A 15,020-nucleotide genomic window follows, 5' to 3' on the forward strand; every position below is an offset into this window, starting at 1 on the left:
CCGCCGCTGATGCGTCCAACCGAGCGATGTGGAATCAGAAATCGACCGGATCGTCGCCGAGATCGCCGCCCGCCGCGAGCGCCGCCGTCTGGCGCGGCGCCGACGCGGACGCGTCGAGCTCCGGATTCCTGAGCTTGTCGAGCACGGCCTCCGGCACCGGGATGCGCATCGTCGCCGCGACGTCCCCGCACTGGAACATCACGAGTTCGCCCGGCTCGATCGCGGTCCACACTTCGTCGTCGGTGAGCGGCTGCGTCGCGATCACCGCGACGCGGTCTTCCGGCGTCGTGTATTTCGCGAAATCGATCGAAACGTCCTCGTCGATCAGGTGCGCGGTCGAGAACGGCCAGCGCCGCACGAGGTAATGCAGGCGCGTCGAGCAGTGCGCGAACAGCGCCTGCCCGTTCGACATCAGGAAGTTGAAGACCCCGTGTCGCGTGATGTCGCGCGTGAGCTCGCCGACCTGCTCGAACAACTCGGGCAGCGGCGGCTGCGCGCCGGGGAACGCGTCGCGCAGGCCCTGCATCAGCTTGCAGAACGCCTTCTCGCTGTCGGTCGTGCCGACCGGCTGATAGACGCCGCCTTCGAGATCGGGCGCGTAGCCCCGCAGATCGCCGTTGTGCGCGAAGATCCAGTGGCGGCCCCACAGCTCGCGCATGAACGGATGGCAGTTCTCGAGCAGGATGTGCCCCTGCGTCGCCTTGCGGATGTGCGCGATCGTGTTCTTCGACTTGATCGGGTAGCGCTTGACCATCTCGGCGATGGGCGACGTCGCGGACGACTGCTGGTCGATGAAGAGGCGGCACGCCTTGTCCTCGAAGAACGCGATGCCCCAGCCGTCCGCATGGTGGTCGGTGAGCCCGCCGCGGGCCGCAAAGCCGGTAAACGAGAACGTCACGTCCGTCGGCTCGGCGCAGTTCATTCCGAAGAGTTGGCACATATCGCGGGTGCGGCTGGGGCTGGCGAGGAGTACACCGGACAGAACCGGTACAATGTCGGCTTCAAGCATATCACCGAGCCCGAAGCGGCAAAAGGCGAAAACCGCGCGCAAGCGGTTCCGTGTTGCGGTTTGCCGTCAATCGGCGCCGCGCGCGGCCGGCGCGCCGCGCATCGCCCGTCGCCGCGCGCCATTCCCACGACATCATGAATGCTTTTGCTCCCGCCACGCTGACCCTCGCACGCCCCGACGACTGGCACTTGCACGTGCGCGACGGCGCGATGCTCGCGGCCGTCCTGCCGCACACCGCCCGCCAGTTCGGGCGCGCGATCATCATGCCGAACCTGAAGCCGCCCGTCACGACGACCGCCCAGGCGCAGGCGTACCGCGAGCGCATCCTGGCCGCGCTGCCGGCCGGCATGACGTTCGAGCCGCTGATGACGCTGTACCTGACCGACAACACGCCCGCCGACGAGATCCGCCGCGCGCGCGAAAGCGGCTTCGTGCACGGCGTGAAGCTGTATCCGGCGGGCGCGACGACGAACTCGGACGCCGGCGTGACCGATCTGCTCGGCAAATGCGCGAAGACGCTGGAAGCGATGCAGGCAGTCGGGATGCCGCTCCTCGTGCACGGCGAGGTGACGGACGCGTCGATCGACCTGTTCGATCGCGAAAAGGTGTTCATCGACCGCGTGATGGAACCGCTGCGCCGCGCGCTGCCGGGGCTCAAGGTGGTGTTCGAGCACATCACGACGAAGGACGCGGCCGACTACGTGCGCGACGCCGACGCGGCGCCGGGCCTCCTCGGCGCGACGATCACCGCGCACCATCTGCTGTACAACCGCAACGCGATGTTCGTTGGCGGGATACGGCCGCATTACTACTGCCTGCCGGTGCTTAAGCGCGAGACGCACCGGGTCGCGCTCATCGCCGCGGCGACGTCGGGCAATCCGCGCTTCTTCCTCGGCACCGACAGCGCGCCGCACGTGAAGGGCGCGAAAGAGGCCGCGTGCGGCTGCGCGGGCTGCTACACGGCGCTGCACGCGCTCGAGCTGTATGCGGAGGCGTTCGACCAGGCGGGCGCGCTCGACAAGCTCGAAGGCTTCGCGAGCTACTTCGGCGCGGATTTCTACGGGTTGCCGCGCAGCGGCGAGGCGGTGACGCTGCGCCGCGAGACGTGGGAGCTGCCGCGCGAGATCGGCGCGGGCGACGCGTCTGTCGTGCCGCTGCGCGGCGGCGAGCCGATCGGCTGGCGGCTCATCTGACGCACGGAACGCGGCGGTCGGCACGGTTGCCGCGCTCGGCGGATTCGGTGCGAACGAGATGGGCGATGCGGACGGCATGAACGATGCGGGCCTGCCGCGTTCGGGTGAGACGGGTGCCGCCGGCCGCGCAAGCGATTCGCGCGGCGCCGGCGAGCCGCCGGCTGCGGCGCGCCCGGCCGCCGTGGGCGCAACGGAAATCGCGGGCGAATCGTGCGCTTCGGGCGACCGAGGCGCGCCGGATTCGGTCCCCACATGCTCCGTTTTCGAACGAATCGACTGGTCCGCGCCGTGGCTCGCGCCGTTCGCCGCGCGCGGCAGGCGATGGACGCACGCCGCACAGCGAGGCGAAGCGGCGTGGCTGCGCATGTTGAACGACGACGCGCAAGCCGAGCGAATCGCGACGGGCCGCGGCCTGCCGCTGCGCTTCATCGAACAGGCGGCACTGCCGGCGGGCGTCGCGTACGAGACGCACATTGCCGAGACGGGCGCCGTCCCGACCCGCCACAACCTGCACGATTTCTTCAACGCGCTCGTCTGGTTCGCGTATCCGCGCATCAAGGCGACGCTCAACGCGCGCCAGGCCGCGGCGATCGACGCGACGGGCGTCGGCCCCGTGCGTGGTGCTGTCCGCGATGCGCTCACGCTGTTCGACGAGAACGCGGCGCTTTTCGCGACATCGAATCCGGCGCTCGCGGTCGCGCTGCGCGGCTTCGACTGGCCGACGCTGATGCGCGCGTCGCGCGCCGCATGGGGGGCGGGCTGCGAAGCGCGGATCGTCGGCCATGCGCTGCTCGAAAAGCTCGTCGATCCATACAAGGGCTGCACCGCGCACACGTGGATCGTCGACGCGCCAGCCGCATATTTCGAGTGGGCCGATGCCGAGCGTTGCGCGTGGCTCGACGAACGCGTCGCGGCGGCGCTCGCCGGGGCCGAGCCGGCGAGCCGCGCGTTCGCGCCGTTGCCGGTGCTCGGCGTACCGGGCTGGTGGCCGGCGAACGAGTCGCCGTCGTTCTACGACGATCCGCAGGTGTTCCGCAGCGGCCGCCGCTCCCGTGCCGACTGAGACGAAGGCGCGCTGAGCGGTTGTCCAATCAAGCGGTCAACCGATCATTTGCCAGCGCCAAGCGCCACCGCAAAACAGCGAGTCCCGAGCGAGCGCCGCCCCACAGTGCTAGAATCCCGCTCGCAAAGCGGGCCAGGCAGTCGCGGCCTTTGCGGTTCGCCGCGAAGGGCGAGGAAAGTCCGGACTCCGACAGGGCAGGGTGATGGCTAACGGCCATCCGTGGCGACACGCGGAACAGGGCAACAGAAAGCAAACCGCCGATGGCCCGGCGCAAGCCGGGATCAGGTAAGGGTGAAACGGTGCGGTAAGAGCGCACCGCGGCTGCGGCGACGCAGACCGGCACGGTAACCTCCACCCGGAGCAATTCCAAGTAGGCAGACGCGCATCCTCGGATGCAGGGCGGTGCCCCCGCCTCGTCTGCGGGTAGGAAGCTTGAGCGCGTCAGCAATGGCGCGCCTAGAGGAATGGCTGCCACGGGCCGCGCGTCTTCGGGCGCGCGGCGCGCACAAAATCCGGCTTATCGGCCCGCTTTGCCGCACGATGACGAAAGGCCGGCGCCGCATGCGGCGCCGGCCTTTTCCTTTCGGGCCCTGCATGGCCTTGCGGTCGCGCTCGCGCCGCGAGCGGCGCGTTACGCGGCGATGATTTCGAACGAGTGCGACAGCTCAGCCGTCTTCGCGATCATGATCGACGCCGAGCAGTATTTGTCGTGCGACAGATTGATCGCGCGCTCGACAGTCGCGGGATTCAGGTTGCGGCCCGTCACCGTGAAATGGAAGCGGATCTTCGTGAACACCTTCGGGTCTTCGCTCGCGCGCTCCGCGTGCAGCGTCACCGAGCAGCCCGTCACTTCCTGGCGGCTCTTCTTGAGGATCAGCACGACGTCATAGGCCGTGCAGCCGCCCGTGCCGACGAGGACCATCTCCATCGGACGCGGCGCGAGATTGTGTCCGCCGCCTTCGGGCGCGCCGTCCATCGTGACGAGGTGGCCGCTGCCCGTTTGGGCGGCGAATGCCATGCCATCCTGTCCCATCCAGCTTACTTTGCATTCCATGCACGAGCTCCAGCGTTGCTTGATTCGATTGTGAACCGGCATTGTAGCCCCGCCCGAAACAGTCGGCTGATGCACTGCAAGACGGGCAAAAGCGGTGCCCGGCGGAGCTTCGCATGTGATCAGGACAGCACCGAATGCCCTCTGATCTTTAGGGGTTTTACTCTAGACGAAAAAGATATTTCTTCAGGTGAATTCATGTATCTTTTTGATTATAAAGGGAAAATTGATTTTCTGGTAGGCTGGGTAACTTTCCGTATTATGAGGGTGCATTTCTCTATGCGGTTTTTCTTGTGCTGACGAGACCGGGTTCGTATAATGGCAATCATTGGTTGTCGCGCTGCGGCGACCTCCGCATGTCTCCTCCACCCTCCTCCTTTGGTGGATTAAGCCCGAACCAGCGGTTCGGGCTTTTTTTCGTCCAATGCAAGCTTCGGCGGTCTCTCGCCAGCGATTTCGCGCCCGCGATGCGCGCTTCACGTCGGGGTGTGGTGGCGAATGTCGGATTCTTTTGACCTGCCGGCTCGAATTCCTTTATAATTCAGGGCTTTTCCGCAATCATGCCCACGGAAAAAGAACAGGGAGAGCCTGCATCGCGCCACGAAGCGCCTGCCAAGAGCAGACAAGCAGGGAAGAACGCTTGGGCATAAGCAATCAATTTTGGATCGATCATGAAGACGTTTTCCGCAAAAGCCCATGAGGTGACGCGCGAATGGTACGTGATTGACGCGACGGATAAGGTTCTCGGCCGTGTCGCCAGCGAAGTGGCACGCCGTCTGCGCGGCAAGCACAAGCCCGAGTTCACCCCGCACGTCGACACCGGTGATTTCATCATCGTTATCAACGCGAGCAAGCTGAAGGTCACGGGCAACAAGACGCTGGACAAGAAGTACTACCGTCACTCGGGCTACCCGGGCGGCATCTATGAAACGACGTTCGGCAAGATGCAAGAGCGCTTCCCGGGCCGCGCGCTCGAGAAGGCGGTCAAGGGCATGCTGCCGAAGGGCCCGCTCGGCTACGCGATGATCAAGAAGCTGAAGGTCTACGCTGAAGCCACGCATCCGCATTCGGCGCAACAGCCGAAGGCGCTCGAGATCTAAGGGGAGCCCACATGATCGGTAACTGGAATTACGGTACGGGCCGCCGCAAGAGCGCAGTCGCTCGTGTCTTCATCAAGGCTGGCAAGGGCGACATCATCGTCAACGGTAAGCCCATCGCTGACTACTTCTCGCGCGAAACGTCGCTGATGATCGTGCGTCAGCCGCTGGAGCTCACGAGCCACAGCCAGACGTTCGACATCAAGGTGAACGTGTCGGGCGGCGGCGAAACGGGTCAAGCGGGCGCAGTGCGTCACGGCATCACCCGCGCGCTGATCGATTACGATGCGACGCTGAAGCCGACGCTGTCGAGCGCGGGCTTCGTCACGCGTGACGCGCGTGAAGTGGAGCGTAAGAAGGTTGGTCTCCACAAGGCACGCCGCGCCAAGCAGTTCTCGAAGCGTTAATCGCTCGTGCTGCGCGCCGCTTTCGGGCGGCGCCGCTGCAAGAAAAACCGCCAGCTTTCGCGCTGGCGGTTTTTTTATGTGCGCGCGGCTTGCGTCTGCGCAACGAATGTGCGAAAAACGCCGGCGCGCCACTTGATTTCGCCTGCGCCAGCACGATCTAAGGATCGGCCCTACAATAGCAGGCAATGGCTTTTTGGAGAGTTCGCATGAACGCTGTCACCGAATCCGCGGCAACCACCGAGATGCCGGCTCCGTTCGTCTTCACCGACGCGGCGGCCGATAAGGTCAAGCAATTGATCGACGAAGAAGGCAACCCTGAGCTCAAGCTGCGCGTGTTCGTGCAAGGCGGCGGTTGCTCCGGCTTCCAGTACGGCTTCACGTTCGACGAGGAAGTCAACGAGGACGACACCGTACTCAACAAGAACGGCGTCGTGCTGCTCGTCGACGCGATGAGCTATCAGTACCTCGTCGGCGCCGAGATCGACTACAAGGACGATTTGAACGGCGCGCAATTCGTCATCAAGAACCCGAACGCGACCACGACTTGTGGTTGCGGCTCGTCGTTCTCGGTCTGAACGAACCGATCCGGTCGATCGAACGGACGCGCGTCGTTCGTTCAAAAAAACGGGGCTTCATGCCCTAATGTCGTTCAGTTGAATCAAAAAGGCCGCTCCGATTGATACCGGAGCGGCCTTTTTCGTGGTTCTGCAAGGCTAGGCCACAGCGAACCACGCTTGACTGAACGGCATTAGGCTTCATGCCCCGTTTTTTATGTGCGCGATGCGATGCGGTGCGGCGATTCGGCGCGCGGCTGTCCCGGGGCAACCCTGACGGGGCCGCGCGACGGTGCGCGTCGTCGGCGCTTCAGCGCGGATAGAGCGCGCCCAATACGCGCTCGCCCGCCGCGCCCGTGACGGCCGACACGTTGCCCGGCGCGCGCGCGTTGAAGCGGTACGCGAGCCACGCGAACGCGAGCGACTCGACCTGCTGCGGCGGCACGCCGAGCGCAGCCGTCGTGTCGATCTGCGCGTCGAGCCCGCGCGCCGCGAGCGCGGCCGCGATCGCGTCAAGCAGCACCGGGTTGCGTGCGCCGCCACCACACACGTAGACGGCGCGGCAGCCGCTTGCATGCCGCGCGATCTCGTCGGCGACGGTCGCCGCGGTCAGGGCGGTGAGCGTCGCCTGCACGTCTTCGGGTGCGAGGTCCGAGAAACCGACGAGCTTTGCGTCGAGCCAATCGGTGTTGAAGAGATCGCGTCCCGTGCTTTTCGGCGCGTTCTGGCGGAAATACGGCTCATCGAGCAGCGCGGCGAGCAGCGCGTCGTCGACTTTGCCGCGCGCCGCGAAGCGCCCGCCGTCGTCGAACGGCTGCTTCAGATGGCGTTCCGCCCACGCGTCGATCAGCGCGTTCGCCGGGCCGCAGTCGAAGCCGCGCACCGATTCGTCCCGCGCGTCCCGCGTGGCGGGCAGGATCGTGACGTTGCTGATGCCGCCGAGATTGCAGACGACGCGCGTCTCGTCCGATGAGCCGAACATGGTCGCGTGGAACGCCGGCACGAGCGGCGCGCCCTGGCCGCCCGCGGCGACGTCGCGGCTGCGGAAGTCCGCGATCACGTCGATGCGGGTCAGTTCGGCGAGCAGTGCCGCGTTGTTGATCTGCCGCGTGTAGCCGCGCTCGGGCCGGTGCCGCACCGTCTGTCCGTGCACGCCGAGCGCGCGCACGTCCTCGGGCGCGAGGCCCGCCGCGCGCAGCAGTTCGTGGCAGCACACCGCGTAGCGCGCGGCGAGTGCGTTCGCGGCGAGTGCTTCGCGCTCGATCTCGTCGTCGCCCGGCTGCTGCAGTGCGAAGAGTGCGTCGCGCAGCGTATCGGCGAAGCCGACGAACGCTTCGGACAGCACCGCGGGCGGCTTGCCCGTCTCGAAACGGACGGCGACGCCGTCGACGCCGTCCATGCTCGTGCCCGACATCAGGCCGAAATACACGCCATCCGCGGGATGGCCGGGTTGCATGCGGTTGGGCGCCACGTCATCGCTCCGGAATCGAGGTTGGATGCGCGCGGAAGGCTTGCCGCGCGCTGTCGTGCCCGATTATCCGCGCAAGCGCGCGCGTCGTTAAGCGGGCCGCGCGCAACTTATGGGAAAATCGCTCTTTTTGCGACATTTCTTCCTCTTGCACCGATGAGCACCGATCCCACTTCCAAGCCCGCCTTCCCGATCACCGATGAGGTCCGCCACGCGCTCGCCGTCACGAAGCGCGGCGTCGACGAACTGCTGATCGAGGAAGAGTTCGCGCAAAAGCTCGCGAAAAGCGCGGCGACGGGCAAGTCGCTGCGCATCAAGCTGGGCCTCGATCCGACCGCGCCCGACATCCACATCGGCCACACGGTCGTGCTGAACAAGATGCGCCAGTTGCAGGATCTCGGCCACACGGTGATCTTCCTGATCGGCGACTTCACGTCGCTGATCGGCGATCCGTCGGGCCGCAACGCGACGCGTCCGCCGCTCACGCGCGAGCAGATCGAATCGAACGCGAAGACCTACTTCGAGCAGGCGGCGCTCGTGCTCGACCGCGACAAGACCGAGATCCGCTACAACAGCGAATGGTCGATGCCGCTCGGTGCGGACGGAATGATCAAGCTCGCGTCGCGCTACACGGTCGCGCGAATGCTCGAGCGCGAGGACTTCACGAAGCGCTTCCAGGGCGGCATTCCGATCTCGATCCACGAATTTCTGTACCCGCTGATGCAAGGCTACGACTCGGTCGCGCTGAACGCCGATCTCGAGCTCGGCGGCACCGATCAGAAATTCAATTTGCTCGTCGGCCGCGAGTTGCAGAAGCAGTACGGGCAGGAGCAGCAGTGCATCCTGACGATGCCGCTTCTTGAAGGCCTCGACGGCGTCGAGAAGATGTCGAAGTCGAAGGGCAACTACGTCGGCATCAGCGAGAAGCCGAACGACATGTTCGGCAAGCTGATGAGCATCTCGGACGTGCTGATGTGGCGCTACTTCGAGCTGCTGTCGTTCCGCAGCCTCGACGAGATCGCGCAGTTCCGAGCCGAGGCCGAAGGCGGGCGCAATCCGCGCGACTTCAAGGTGATGCTCGCGCAGGAGATCGTCGAGCGCTTCCATTCGCGCGCCGATGCCGAGCGCGCCCTCGAAGACTTCAATCACCGTGCGAAGGGCGGCGTGCCCGACGACATCGCCACGGTGACGCTCGCCGGCGCGCCGCTCGCGATCGGCCAGTTGCTGAAGCAGGCGGGGCTCGTGCCGTCGACGAGCGAGGCGCTGCGCAACATCGAGCAGGGCGGCGTGAAGATCGACGGCGCGACGGTGTCCGACAAGGCGCTGAAGGTCGAAGCGGGCGAGTTCGTCGTGCAGGTCGGCAAGCGCCGCTTCGCGCGCGTGACGCTCACCGCATGAGCGCGCGGCCCACGATTCGACTGAGCGCTCTGCGCGCCGCGTGCTTCGCGCGCGTCGCGCGTGCGACGGCGGCGCGCACATGATCGCGCTGATCCAGCGCGTGAAGCGCGCCGACGTGCGTGTCGGCGACCGCGTGACGGGCGAGATCGGCCCGGGCCTCCTCGCGCTCGTCTGCGCGGAGCGCGGCGACACCGAGGCCGTGGCCGACAAGCTGCTCGCGAAGGTGCTCGGCTACCGGGTGTTCAGCGACGCGGCGGGCAAGATGAACCTGCCCGTGTCGAACATCGACGGCGCGGGGCGCGCGGGCGGCCTGTTGCTTGTGTCGCAGTTCACGCTCGCGGCCGACACGAACAGCGGCCTGCGCCCGAGTTTCACGCCCGCCGCGCCGCCCGACGAGGGCGCGCGCCTCTTCGACTACTTCGCGCGCGCGGCCCGCGAGCGTCATTTGATCGTCGCGACGGGCGAGTTCGGCGCCGACATGCAGGTGTCGCTCGTCAACGACGGCCCCGTGACGTTCTGGCTGCAGACGCGCCCCTGATGCTTCGATTCGAGACCGCACCGATGGCCACGACGCAGATCCTCTTCATCCGCCACGGCGAGACAGCCTGGAACCGCATCAAGCGGATTCAAGGCCACATCGACATTCCGCTCGCTGACACGGGGCTCGCGCAGGCGCGGCAACTGGCCGAGCGTCTCGCGCGCGACGCACGCGCCGGCGCGCGGATCGACGCGATCTATTCGAGCGATCTGTCGCGCGCGCAGCAAACCGCGCAGCCGGCGGCCGACGCGCTCGGCCTGCCGCTCGTGCTGCGCGAAGGGCTGCGCGAGCGCGCGTACGGCGTGTTCCAGGGGCACGACAGCGCCGAGATCGAGGCACGCTTTCCCGACGCGTTCGCGCAGTGGCAGACGCGCGATCCCGGCTTCGAGCCGGAAGGCGGCGAATCGCACCGCGCGTTCCATCACCGCGTGTTGCACGAGGTCGAGCGGATCGTCGCCGCCCATCCGGGCGGGCGCATCGCGTGCGTCGCGCATGGCGGCGTGCTCGACTGCGTGTACCGGTTCGCGAACGATCTGCCGCTCGAGGCGCCGCGCAAGCACGCGCTCCTGAACACGAGCGTCAACGTCGTCGATTACGGCGATGGCCGCGCGCGTGTCGTGCGCTGGGCCGACGTCGATCACTTGAGCGAAGCGAGCGACGACGACGGCTATCGGAAGGTGCTGTGACGCCGTAACGCGGCTCGTGTGCGCGAGTGCGCGCTTGGCCGCGAGGATGGTCGTGCCGTTGCGGCGCGCCGCAGCGGCTGTCAGCGTCAGCGCAGCCCGTGGCGCGTCTTGTAATCGAGCGCATACGCGATCTTGCCGGGCTTGTCGGCCGTGATCGGCTGGCGCAGCTTGTCGAATTCCCCTTTGCCGTATTTCTTGCCGCCGTTGATCTGATCGGCGCGGCCGAGGTCGGCGCCTGTCTTGCCGTCGATCACCGGATCGGCCGACGCGACCATTCTCGCCGACGCATTCCATATCGCATTCAGGTAGCCCGTATCGGCCGTTGCCGGGTCGGGATCGGTCGCGCCCGCGCGCGCCAGGTCGTAGCCGGCGAGCGAGAACGTCGCCGGCTGCCCGCGCAGCCAGTCGGCCCAGTAGAACTCCAGGTAGTCGGTCGCCTGCGCAGGCTTCGCGTAGCCGATGTCGCGCGTGAAATAGACGAGCGACCGGTAGCGGTCGTCCTGCATGCCGAGCGCGAGCCCAAGCCCGGCGGGCAACTGATCCGGCGCGATCGGCCGGCCGTCGCCGTCCTTCAGGCGCGTGTAGCCGCGGCTTTGCATCTGCTGCCAGAACGCCGTGCCCGAGTAGTCGCTGAGGTTGTCCTTGACGACGACGTGCACGTGGAGCGTCGGGCCGCCGTCGGGCGTCTCGTAATAGGTCGACAGGCCGTGGTGACCGTCGGTCACGTATAGCGTGTCGCCGTTCGGGCCGATGATGACGGGATTGAGCACCGTGCGGTCGCGCGCGTCGGCGCCGGTCGTGCAAGCGTAGCTCGTGGCTTCACGCAGCACCGATTGCGCGGTGTAGCCGTTCGACGCGACGCCGCCGAGCCCTTCGTCCGCGCAGAAGTCGTCGAATTTCTTGTCGGGCTGCCGCTCGTAGCGACCGAGCTTGTAGTAGATCTGGTCGTAGCCGAGCGCGCCTTGCGTCGGACGCAGTTCGCCGAGCACCACGTCGAGCATGTCGCCCGTGCGCACGCTTTTCCATTTGCCCTGCGCGGGGGCGGGCGTCGATGGCGACGGATTGCCGGCGCTCTCCGGGTTCGTTGCATTGCCTGGTGTGGAGCCGTTCGCGCCGGCATCGACGGCGGCGATCGGGGCGACGGGGGCCGTGCCGTCGCCGCCGCATGCGGCGATCGCGGCGATGAGCGGAAAGGCGGCAACGGCGACGAGGCGTGAGAGCGGATGAGGCATCGGGCAATGGCGTCGACAATGGGTTGGGCGGCGGCGCGCGGCTGACGCGCGTGCGCGGAGCCGTTAGCATCGCGAATCGATGTGACAGGTATTTGAAATGAAATCGACGGGTTGGGCTACTTGCCGGTGCGGCCGGGCTGCTGGGGCGACGCGGCGACGCGCCGGCGGGCGCGCTTCGACACGCCGTTGACGAGCGCCCAGCGGATCACCGGCGCGACGATCCGCATGCCGGGCCGCACGAGCGCACGGCGCACGGAAGCGAGTGCCGACAGGCCGAGCATCTGCTGCGCCCAAGTCGGCAGCAGGTCGACGCCGGCGTTGAACAGCAGCGTGGCGGCGGGGCGCATCGCCGGCTTCGGCACCGGCACGTTCGTCAGGATGCGCACCACCTCGTGCGTGCGTTCGCTTGCTTCCAGTTCGGGGCGCATCGCGGCGAAGTACGCGGCGACGTCGGCGCGCGTCTTGGGCACGTTCGTCGCGCCGAGCAGTTCGGCGACGCGCGCCGTTTCCGCGTAGTAGCGGTCCTGGTCGGCACCTGACAACTGCGGATTCGCGTAGCGCAAGTGCGCGGCGAGAAAGCTCGACACTTCGGCGACGTGCACCCACGTCAGCAGCGCCGGGTCGCTCGCGCGATACGGGCGGCCGTCGAGCCCCGTGCCGGTGACGGTCTCGTGGATCGCCTTCACGCGCTCGATCAGCTTCAGCGCGTCGGCGCGGCTGCCGTACGTCGTGCCGGAGATGAACGTCGCGGTGCGGCGCAGGCGGCCAAGGATGTCGGTGCGGAACGTCGAATGGTCCCACACGCCCGCGAGCGCGAGCGGATGCAGCGCTTGCAGCAGCAGTGCGGAGATGCCGCCCGTCATCATCGACGTGAAATCGGCGTGCACTTTCCAGCACACCGCGTCGGGGCCGAAGAGACCGGGGTCGCCGGGCGGCGACGAGTAGTCGAGCGACGGGCCGCTGCCTGCCGTCAGATGCGTGACGCCGCCCGCGACGCGCGCGCGCACACGCTCGACGAGCGGACGGCCGATCGTCGAGCGTGCTGGGCGGTTGTGTAGCGGGGCGGACATCGATTGGCTCGTCGGAACGGGAACGGCGTCAGCGCTGAGCGTCCGGCGTGTCCCAGAGATTGCACACGGCGCTCGCGGCGTCCGGCGCGGAGAGTCCGAAGTGCCGGTACGTGAGGAGCGTCGCGACGCGGCCGCGCGGCGTGCGCTGCAAGAATCCCTGCTGGATCAGGTACGGCTCGAGCACGTCCTCGATGGTGTCGCGTTCCTCGCCGATCGCGGCGGCGAGGTTGTCGACGCCGACCGGCCCGCCGTCGAACTTGTGCAGGATCGCCTCGAGCAGCTTGCGGTCCATCAGGTCGAAGCCGACAGGATCGACATCGAGCATCGCGAGTGCGGCGTCCGCGACGGCAGCGGTGATGTTGCCGTCGGCTCTCACTTCCGCGTAGTCGCGCACGCGGCGCAGCAGGCGGTTCGCGATCCGCGGCGTGCCGCGTGAGCGCTTCGCGATTTCGAGCGCGCCGTTCGGGTCGATCGGCGCGTTGAGGAGCGCGGCCGAGCGGCGCACGATCCGCGACAGCTGCTCGGCGTCGTAGAACTCGAGTCGCGCGACGATCCCGAAGCGGTCGCGCAGCGGATTGGTCAGCATGCCCGCGCGCGTCGTCGCGCCGACGAGCGTGAACGGCTGCAGGTCGAGCTTCACGCTGCGCGCGGCCGGCCCTTCGCCGATCATGATGTCGATCTGGTAATCCTCGAGCGCCGGATACAGGATTTCCTCGACGACAGGCGACAGCCGGTGGATTTCGTCGATGAAGAGGACGTCGTTCGCTTCGAGGTTCGTGAGGAGCGCGGCGAGGTCGCCTGCGCGCTCGAGCACGGGGCCGGACGTCTGGCGCAGGTTCACGCCCATCTCGCGCGCGATGATGTGCGCGAGCGTCGTCTTGCCGAGGCCGGGCGGCCCGAACAGCAGCACGTGGTCGAGCGCTTCGGAGCGGCGCTTCGCGGCCTCGATGAAGATCTCGAGCTGGTCGCGCACCTTCTCTTGGCCGACGTATTCGTCGAGCTGGCGCGGGCGCAGCGCGCGTTCGAACGCTTCTTCGTGCGAAGACACGGGCGTGGCGGCGATGATCCGCTCGGCGGCGAGTTTGTCGGTTTCGATCATGCGGCCATTGTACCGCGCGGCGCGGTCCGGCCAACCTGGCCGAACGGCCGAGTCGCCGCCTGGCGCCCGGCGTGCGAAGCTGTCTCCGACGACGCGCCGTTACGCCTTCGACAGCGCCTTGAGCGACAGCTTGATGCCTTCGGACACGCCGGTGCCGGCCGGCACGTTCTTGATCGCGGCGAGCGCTTCCTTTTCCGAATAGCCGAGCGCGACGAGCGCGTTGAGGATGTCGGTCGCGTGGTCGGACGGGGACGCCGCGCCGGCGAGCGGGCCGAGATCGGCGCCGAGCTTGCCTTTGAGTTCGAGGAGCAGGCGCTCGGCCGTCTTCTTGCCGATGCCGGGCACGCGTGTGAGGCGCGCGGCGTCTTGCAGCGTGACCGCTTGCGACAGCTCCGCGACGCTCATCCCGGACAGCACGGCGAGCGCCATCCGCGCGCCGACGCCCGTGATCTTGAGCAGCTCGCGGAACGTCGAGCGCTCTTGCGGCGTGAGGAAGCCGTACAACAGGTGCGCGTCCTCTCGGACAATCAGTTGGGTCAGCAGCACGACCTTCTCGCCCGTGTGCGGCAGGTTGTAGAACGTGCTCATCGGCACGTCGACTTCATAGCCGACGCCGTTGCAGTCGACGAGGAGGTGCGGGGGATTCTTTTCGAGCAGGGTGCCGGCGATGCGACCGATCATGGCGAGTGCGGGACGGAACGGAAAGCGCGAGTGTAGCGCACCGCGGTGCGCGCGCGGCAGGGTGCCCCTATGTTGTTCGTCAAGCGTTAGGGGCCGACTTGGGTTGGTAAATGGTTCCGTCGCGCAGCATGGCGAACAGGACGTCGCAGCGTCGCCGTGCCAGTGCGATGAGCGCTTGGTTGTGGCGCTTGCCTTGCTGGATCTTGCGCGAGTAATAGGCCCGTGAGACTGGGTCTCGTAAGGCAGCGAAGGCGGAGAGGAACAAGGCGCGCTTGAGCACCTTGTTGCCCCGTCTGGATGGGTGCTCGCCACGGATCGACGAGCCTGAGCGCCGGGTGACCGGGGCAAGGCCAGCGTAGGCCGCCAGATGAGCAGCCGAAGCGAAGGCTTTATGGGCGACTTCGGTCAGGAGTCTGGCGGCGGTCCTGACGCCGACTCCCGGCATGCTGGTCAGGACCGGCCAAAGAGGGTGAG

General features: G+C 67.2%; 17 protein-coding genes and 1 other RNA gene. 9 read left to right on the forward strand and 9 right to left on the reverse strand.

What is annotated here, in order from left to right; all coding sequences use genetic code 11:
* Nucleotides 1–34: 34 nt before the first annotated feature.
* A complete protein-coding gene (locus WS62_RS28875; protein WP_082721372.1) occupies nucleotides 35–940 on the reverse strand; it encodes a class II glutamine amidotransferase in 906 nt (301 codons plus the stop codon).
* A gap of 203 nt (nucleotides 941–1,143) precedes the next feature.
* On the opposite strand from WS62_RS28875, the gene pyrC reads away from it, so the two are divergent.
* The 3 genes from pyrC to rnpB all read left to right on the forward strand — a co-directional run bounded on the left by pyrC (nucleotide 1,144) and on the right by rnpB (nucleotide 3,801).
* Nucleotides 1,144–2,202 carry a dihydroorotase gene (gene pyrC / locus WS62_RS28880; RefSeq protein WP_066578302.1) on the forward strand — a complete coding sequence of 353 codons (1,059 nt, stop codon included), beginning with the start codon at nucleotides 1,144–1,146 and terminating at the stop codon, nucleotides 2,200–2,202.
* A 58-nt stretch (nucleotides 2,203–2,260) separates the two neighbouring features.
* Entirely contained in the window at nucleotides 2,261–3,265 is a 1,005-nt protein-coding gene (locus WS62_RS28885) for a DUF3025 domain-containing protein (protein ID WP_231748441.1), read from the forward strand.
* Nucleotides 3,266–3,389: 124 nt separating this feature from the next.
* Nucleotides 3,390–3,801: RNase P RNA component class A (rnpB, locus tag WS62_RS28890), an RNA gene on the forward strand.
* Between the two features lie 95 nt (nucleotides 3,802–3,896).
* Here rnpB and WS62_RS28895 read toward each other — a convergent pair.
* On the reverse strand, nucleotides 3,897–4,319 hold the full coding sequence (locus WS62_RS28895) for an OsmC family protein (protein ID WP_066578256.1): 423 nt from the start codon (nucleotides 4,317–4,319) through the stop codon (nucleotides 3,897–3,899).
* A gap of 538 nt (nucleotides 4,320–4,857) precedes the next feature.
* Complete coding sequence (locus WS62_RS38710) at nucleotides 4,858–4,989, reverse strand: hypothetical protein (protein ID WP_257791889.1); 132 nt, start codon at nucleotides 4,987–4,989, stop codon at nucleotides 4,858–4,860.
* Between WS62_RS38710 and rplM the strand changes: the two genes are divergently transcribed.
* From rplM to erpA, 3 genes are all read left to right on the forward strand, one after another.
* Nucleotides 4,988–5,416 carry a 50S ribosomal protein L13 gene (gene rplM / locus WS62_RS28900; RefSeq protein WP_004522094.1) on the forward strand — a complete coding sequence of 143 codons (429 nt, stop codon included), beginning with the start codon at nucleotides 4,988–4,990 and terminating at the stop codon, nucleotides 5,414–5,416. The two genes, WS62_RS38710 and rplM, sit on opposite strands and share 2 nt — an antisense overlap.
* An 11-nt stretch (nucleotides 5,417–5,427) precedes the next feature.
* The gene (gene rpsI, locus WS62_RS28905; protein WP_010106367.1) at nucleotides 5,428–5,820 is read left to right on the forward strand and encodes a 30S ribosomal protein S9; all 393 of its coding nucleotides are present in this window, start codon (nucleotides 5,428–5,430) and stop codon (nucleotides 5,818–5,820) included.
* Nucleotides 5,821–6,026: 206 nt separating this feature from the next.
* Nucleotides 6,027–6,395, forward strand: a complete 369-nt coding sequence (gene erpA / locus WS62_RS28910) for an iron-sulfur cluster insertion protein ErpA (protein ID WP_059470770.1) — start codon at nucleotides 6,027–6,029, stop codon at nucleotides 6,393–6,395.
* 289 nt (nucleotides 6,396–6,684) lie between these two features.
* Here the strand turns inward: erpA and WS62_RS28915 are convergent, their stop codons facing one another.
* Nucleotides 6,685–7,830, reverse strand: coding sequence for an anhydro-N-acetylmuramic acid kinase (locus WS62_RS28915; protein WP_066578259.1), 1,146 nt, complete (start codon nucleotides 7,828–7,830; stop codon nucleotides 6,685–6,687).
* 168 nt (nucleotides 7,831–7,998) lie between these two features.
* Here WS62_RS28915 and tyrS point away from each other — a divergent pair, with 168 nt between their 5' ends.
* From tyrS to WS62_RS28930, 3 genes are all read left to right on the forward strand, one after another.
* Nucleotides 7,999–9,240 (forward strand): tyrosine--tRNA ligase, encoded by a 1,242-nt coding sequence (gene tyrS / locus WS62_RS28920; RefSeq protein ID WP_066578261.1) that lies wholly within the window; start codon nucleotides 7,999–8,001, stop codon nucleotides 9,238–9,240.
* Between the two features lie 79 nt (nucleotides 9,241–9,319).
* On the forward strand, nucleotides 9,320–9,778 hold the full coding sequence (gene dtd, locus WS62_RS28925) for a D-aminoacyl-tRNA deacylase (RefSeq protein ID WP_066578305.1): 459 nt from the start codon (nucleotides 9,320–9,322) through the stop codon (nucleotides 9,776–9,778).
* Between the two features lie 23 nt (nucleotides 9,779–9,801).
* Nucleotides 9,802–10,464 (forward strand): histidine phosphatase family protein, encoded by a 663-nt coding sequence (locus WS62_RS28930; protein ID WP_066578265.1) that lies wholly within the window; start codon nucleotides 9,802–9,804, stop codon nucleotides 10,462–10,464.
* Between the two features lie 86 nt (nucleotides 10,465–10,550).
* Here the strand turns inward: WS62_RS28930 and WS62_RS28935 are convergent, their stop codons facing one another.
* From WS62_RS28935 to WS62_RS28955, 5 genes are all read right to left on the reverse strand, one after another.
* Complete coding sequence (locus WS62_RS28935) at nucleotides 10,551–11,696, reverse strand: ParB/Srx family N-terminal domain-containing protein (RefSeq protein WP_066578272.1); 1,146 nt, start codon at nucleotides 11,694–11,696, stop codon at nucleotides 10,551–10,553.
* Nucleotides 11,697–11,812: 116 nt separating this feature from the next.
* Nucleotides 11,813–12,766, reverse strand: coding sequence for an oxygenase MpaB family protein (locus WS62_RS28940; RefSeq protein ID WP_066578274.1), 954 nt, complete (start codon nucleotides 12,764–12,766; stop codon nucleotides 11,813–11,815).
* A 28-nt stretch (nucleotides 12,767–12,794) separates the two neighbouring features.
* Nucleotides 12,795–13,865: a Holliday junction branch migration DNA helicase RuvB gene (ruvB, locus tag WS62_RS28945; protein WP_059470777.1), complete on the reverse strand. Its 1,071-nt coding sequence runs from the start codon at nucleotides 13,863–13,865 to the stop codon at nucleotides 12,795–12,797.
* A gap of 99 nt (nucleotides 13,866–13,964) precedes the next feature.
* A complete protein-coding gene (gene ruvA, locus WS62_RS28950; protein ID WP_059470778.1) occupies nucleotides 13,965–14,546 on the reverse strand; it encodes a Holliday junction branch migration protein RuvA in 582 nt (193 codons plus the stop codon).
* Nucleotides 14,547–14,625: 79 nt separating this feature from the next.
* Nucleotides 14,626–15,020 (reverse strand): transposase (locus WS62_RS28955; protein ID WP_156440856.1); only part of this gene is annotated, 395 nt, incomplete at its 5' end.

Origin of the sequence: Burkholderia sp. ABCPW 14 (assembly GCF_001523835.1) — a bacterium.
GTDB lineage: Bacteria > Pseudomonadota > Gammaproteobacteria > Burkholderiales > Burkholderiaceae > Burkholderia > Burkholderia mayonis.

What these genes read in the sequence shown, in the direction of transcription:
- WS62_RS28875 (WP_082721372.1), bottom strand. Translation starts at nt 940, where the DNA reads ATGTGCCAACTCTTCGGAATGAACTGCGCCGAGCCGACGGACGTGACG.
- erpA (WP_059470770.1), top strand. Translation starts at nt 6,027, where the DNA reads ATGAACGCTGTCACCGAATCCGCGGCAACCACCGAGATGCCGGCTCCG.
- WS62_RS28935 (WP_066578272.1), bottom strand. Translation starts at nt 11,696, where the DNA reads ATGCCTCATCCGCTCTCACGCCTCGTCGCCGTTGCCGCCTTTCCGCTC.
- WS62_RS28895 (WP_066578256.1), bottom strand. Translation starts at nt 4,319, where the DNA reads ATGGAATGCAAAGTAAGCTGGATGGGACAGGATGGCATGGCATTCGCC.
- rplM (WP_004522094.1), top strand. Translation starts at nt 4,988, where the DNA reads ATGAAGACGTTTTCCGCAAAAGCCCATGAGGTGACGCGCGAATGGTAC.
- WS62_RS38710 (WP_257791889.1), bottom strand. Translation starts at nt 4,989, where the DNA reads ATGATCGATCCAAAATTGATTGCTTATGCCCAAGCGTTCTTCCCTGCT.
- ruvB (WP_059470777.1), bottom strand. Translation starts at nt 13,865, where the DNA reads ATGATCGAAACCGACAAACTCGCCGCCGAGCGGATCATCGCCGCCACG.
- rpsI (WP_010106367.1), top strand. Translation starts at nt 5,428, where the DNA reads ATGATCGGTAACTGGAATTACGGTACGGGCCGCCGCAAGAGCGCAGTC.
- WS62_RS28940 (WP_066578274.1), bottom strand. Translation starts at nt 12,766, where the DNA reads ATGTCCGCCCCGCTACACAACCGCCCAGCACGCTCGACGATCGGCCGT.
- dtd (WP_066578305.1), top strand. Translation starts at nt 9,320, where the DNA reads ATGATCGCGCTGATCCAGCGCGTGAAGCGCGCCGACGTGCGTGTCGGC.
- WS62_RS28915 (WP_066578259.1), bottom strand. Translation starts at nt 7,830, where the DNA reads ATGCAACCCGGCCATCCCGCGGATGGCGTGTATTTCGGCCTGATGTCG.
- WS62_RS28930 (WP_066578265.1), top strand. Translation starts at nt 9,802, where the DNA reads ATGGCCACGACGCAGATCCTCTTCATCCGCCACGGCGAGACAGCCTGG.
- WS62_RS28885 (WP_231748441.1), top strand. Translation starts at nt 2,261, where the DNA reads ATGGGCGATGCGGACGGCATGAACGATGCGGGCCTGCCGCGTTCGGGT.
- pyrC (WP_066578302.1), top strand. Translation starts at nt 1,144, where the DNA reads ATGAATGCTTTTGCTCCCGCCACGCTGACCCTCGCACGCCCCGACGAC.
- ruvA (WP_059470778.1), bottom strand. Translation starts at nt 14,546, where the DNA reads ATGATCGGTCGCATCGCCGGCACCCTGCTCGAAAAGAATCCCCCGCAC.
- tyrS (WP_066578261.1), top strand. Translation starts at nt 7,999, where the DNA reads ATGAGCACCGATCCCACTTCCAAGCCCGCCTTCCCGATCACCGATGAG.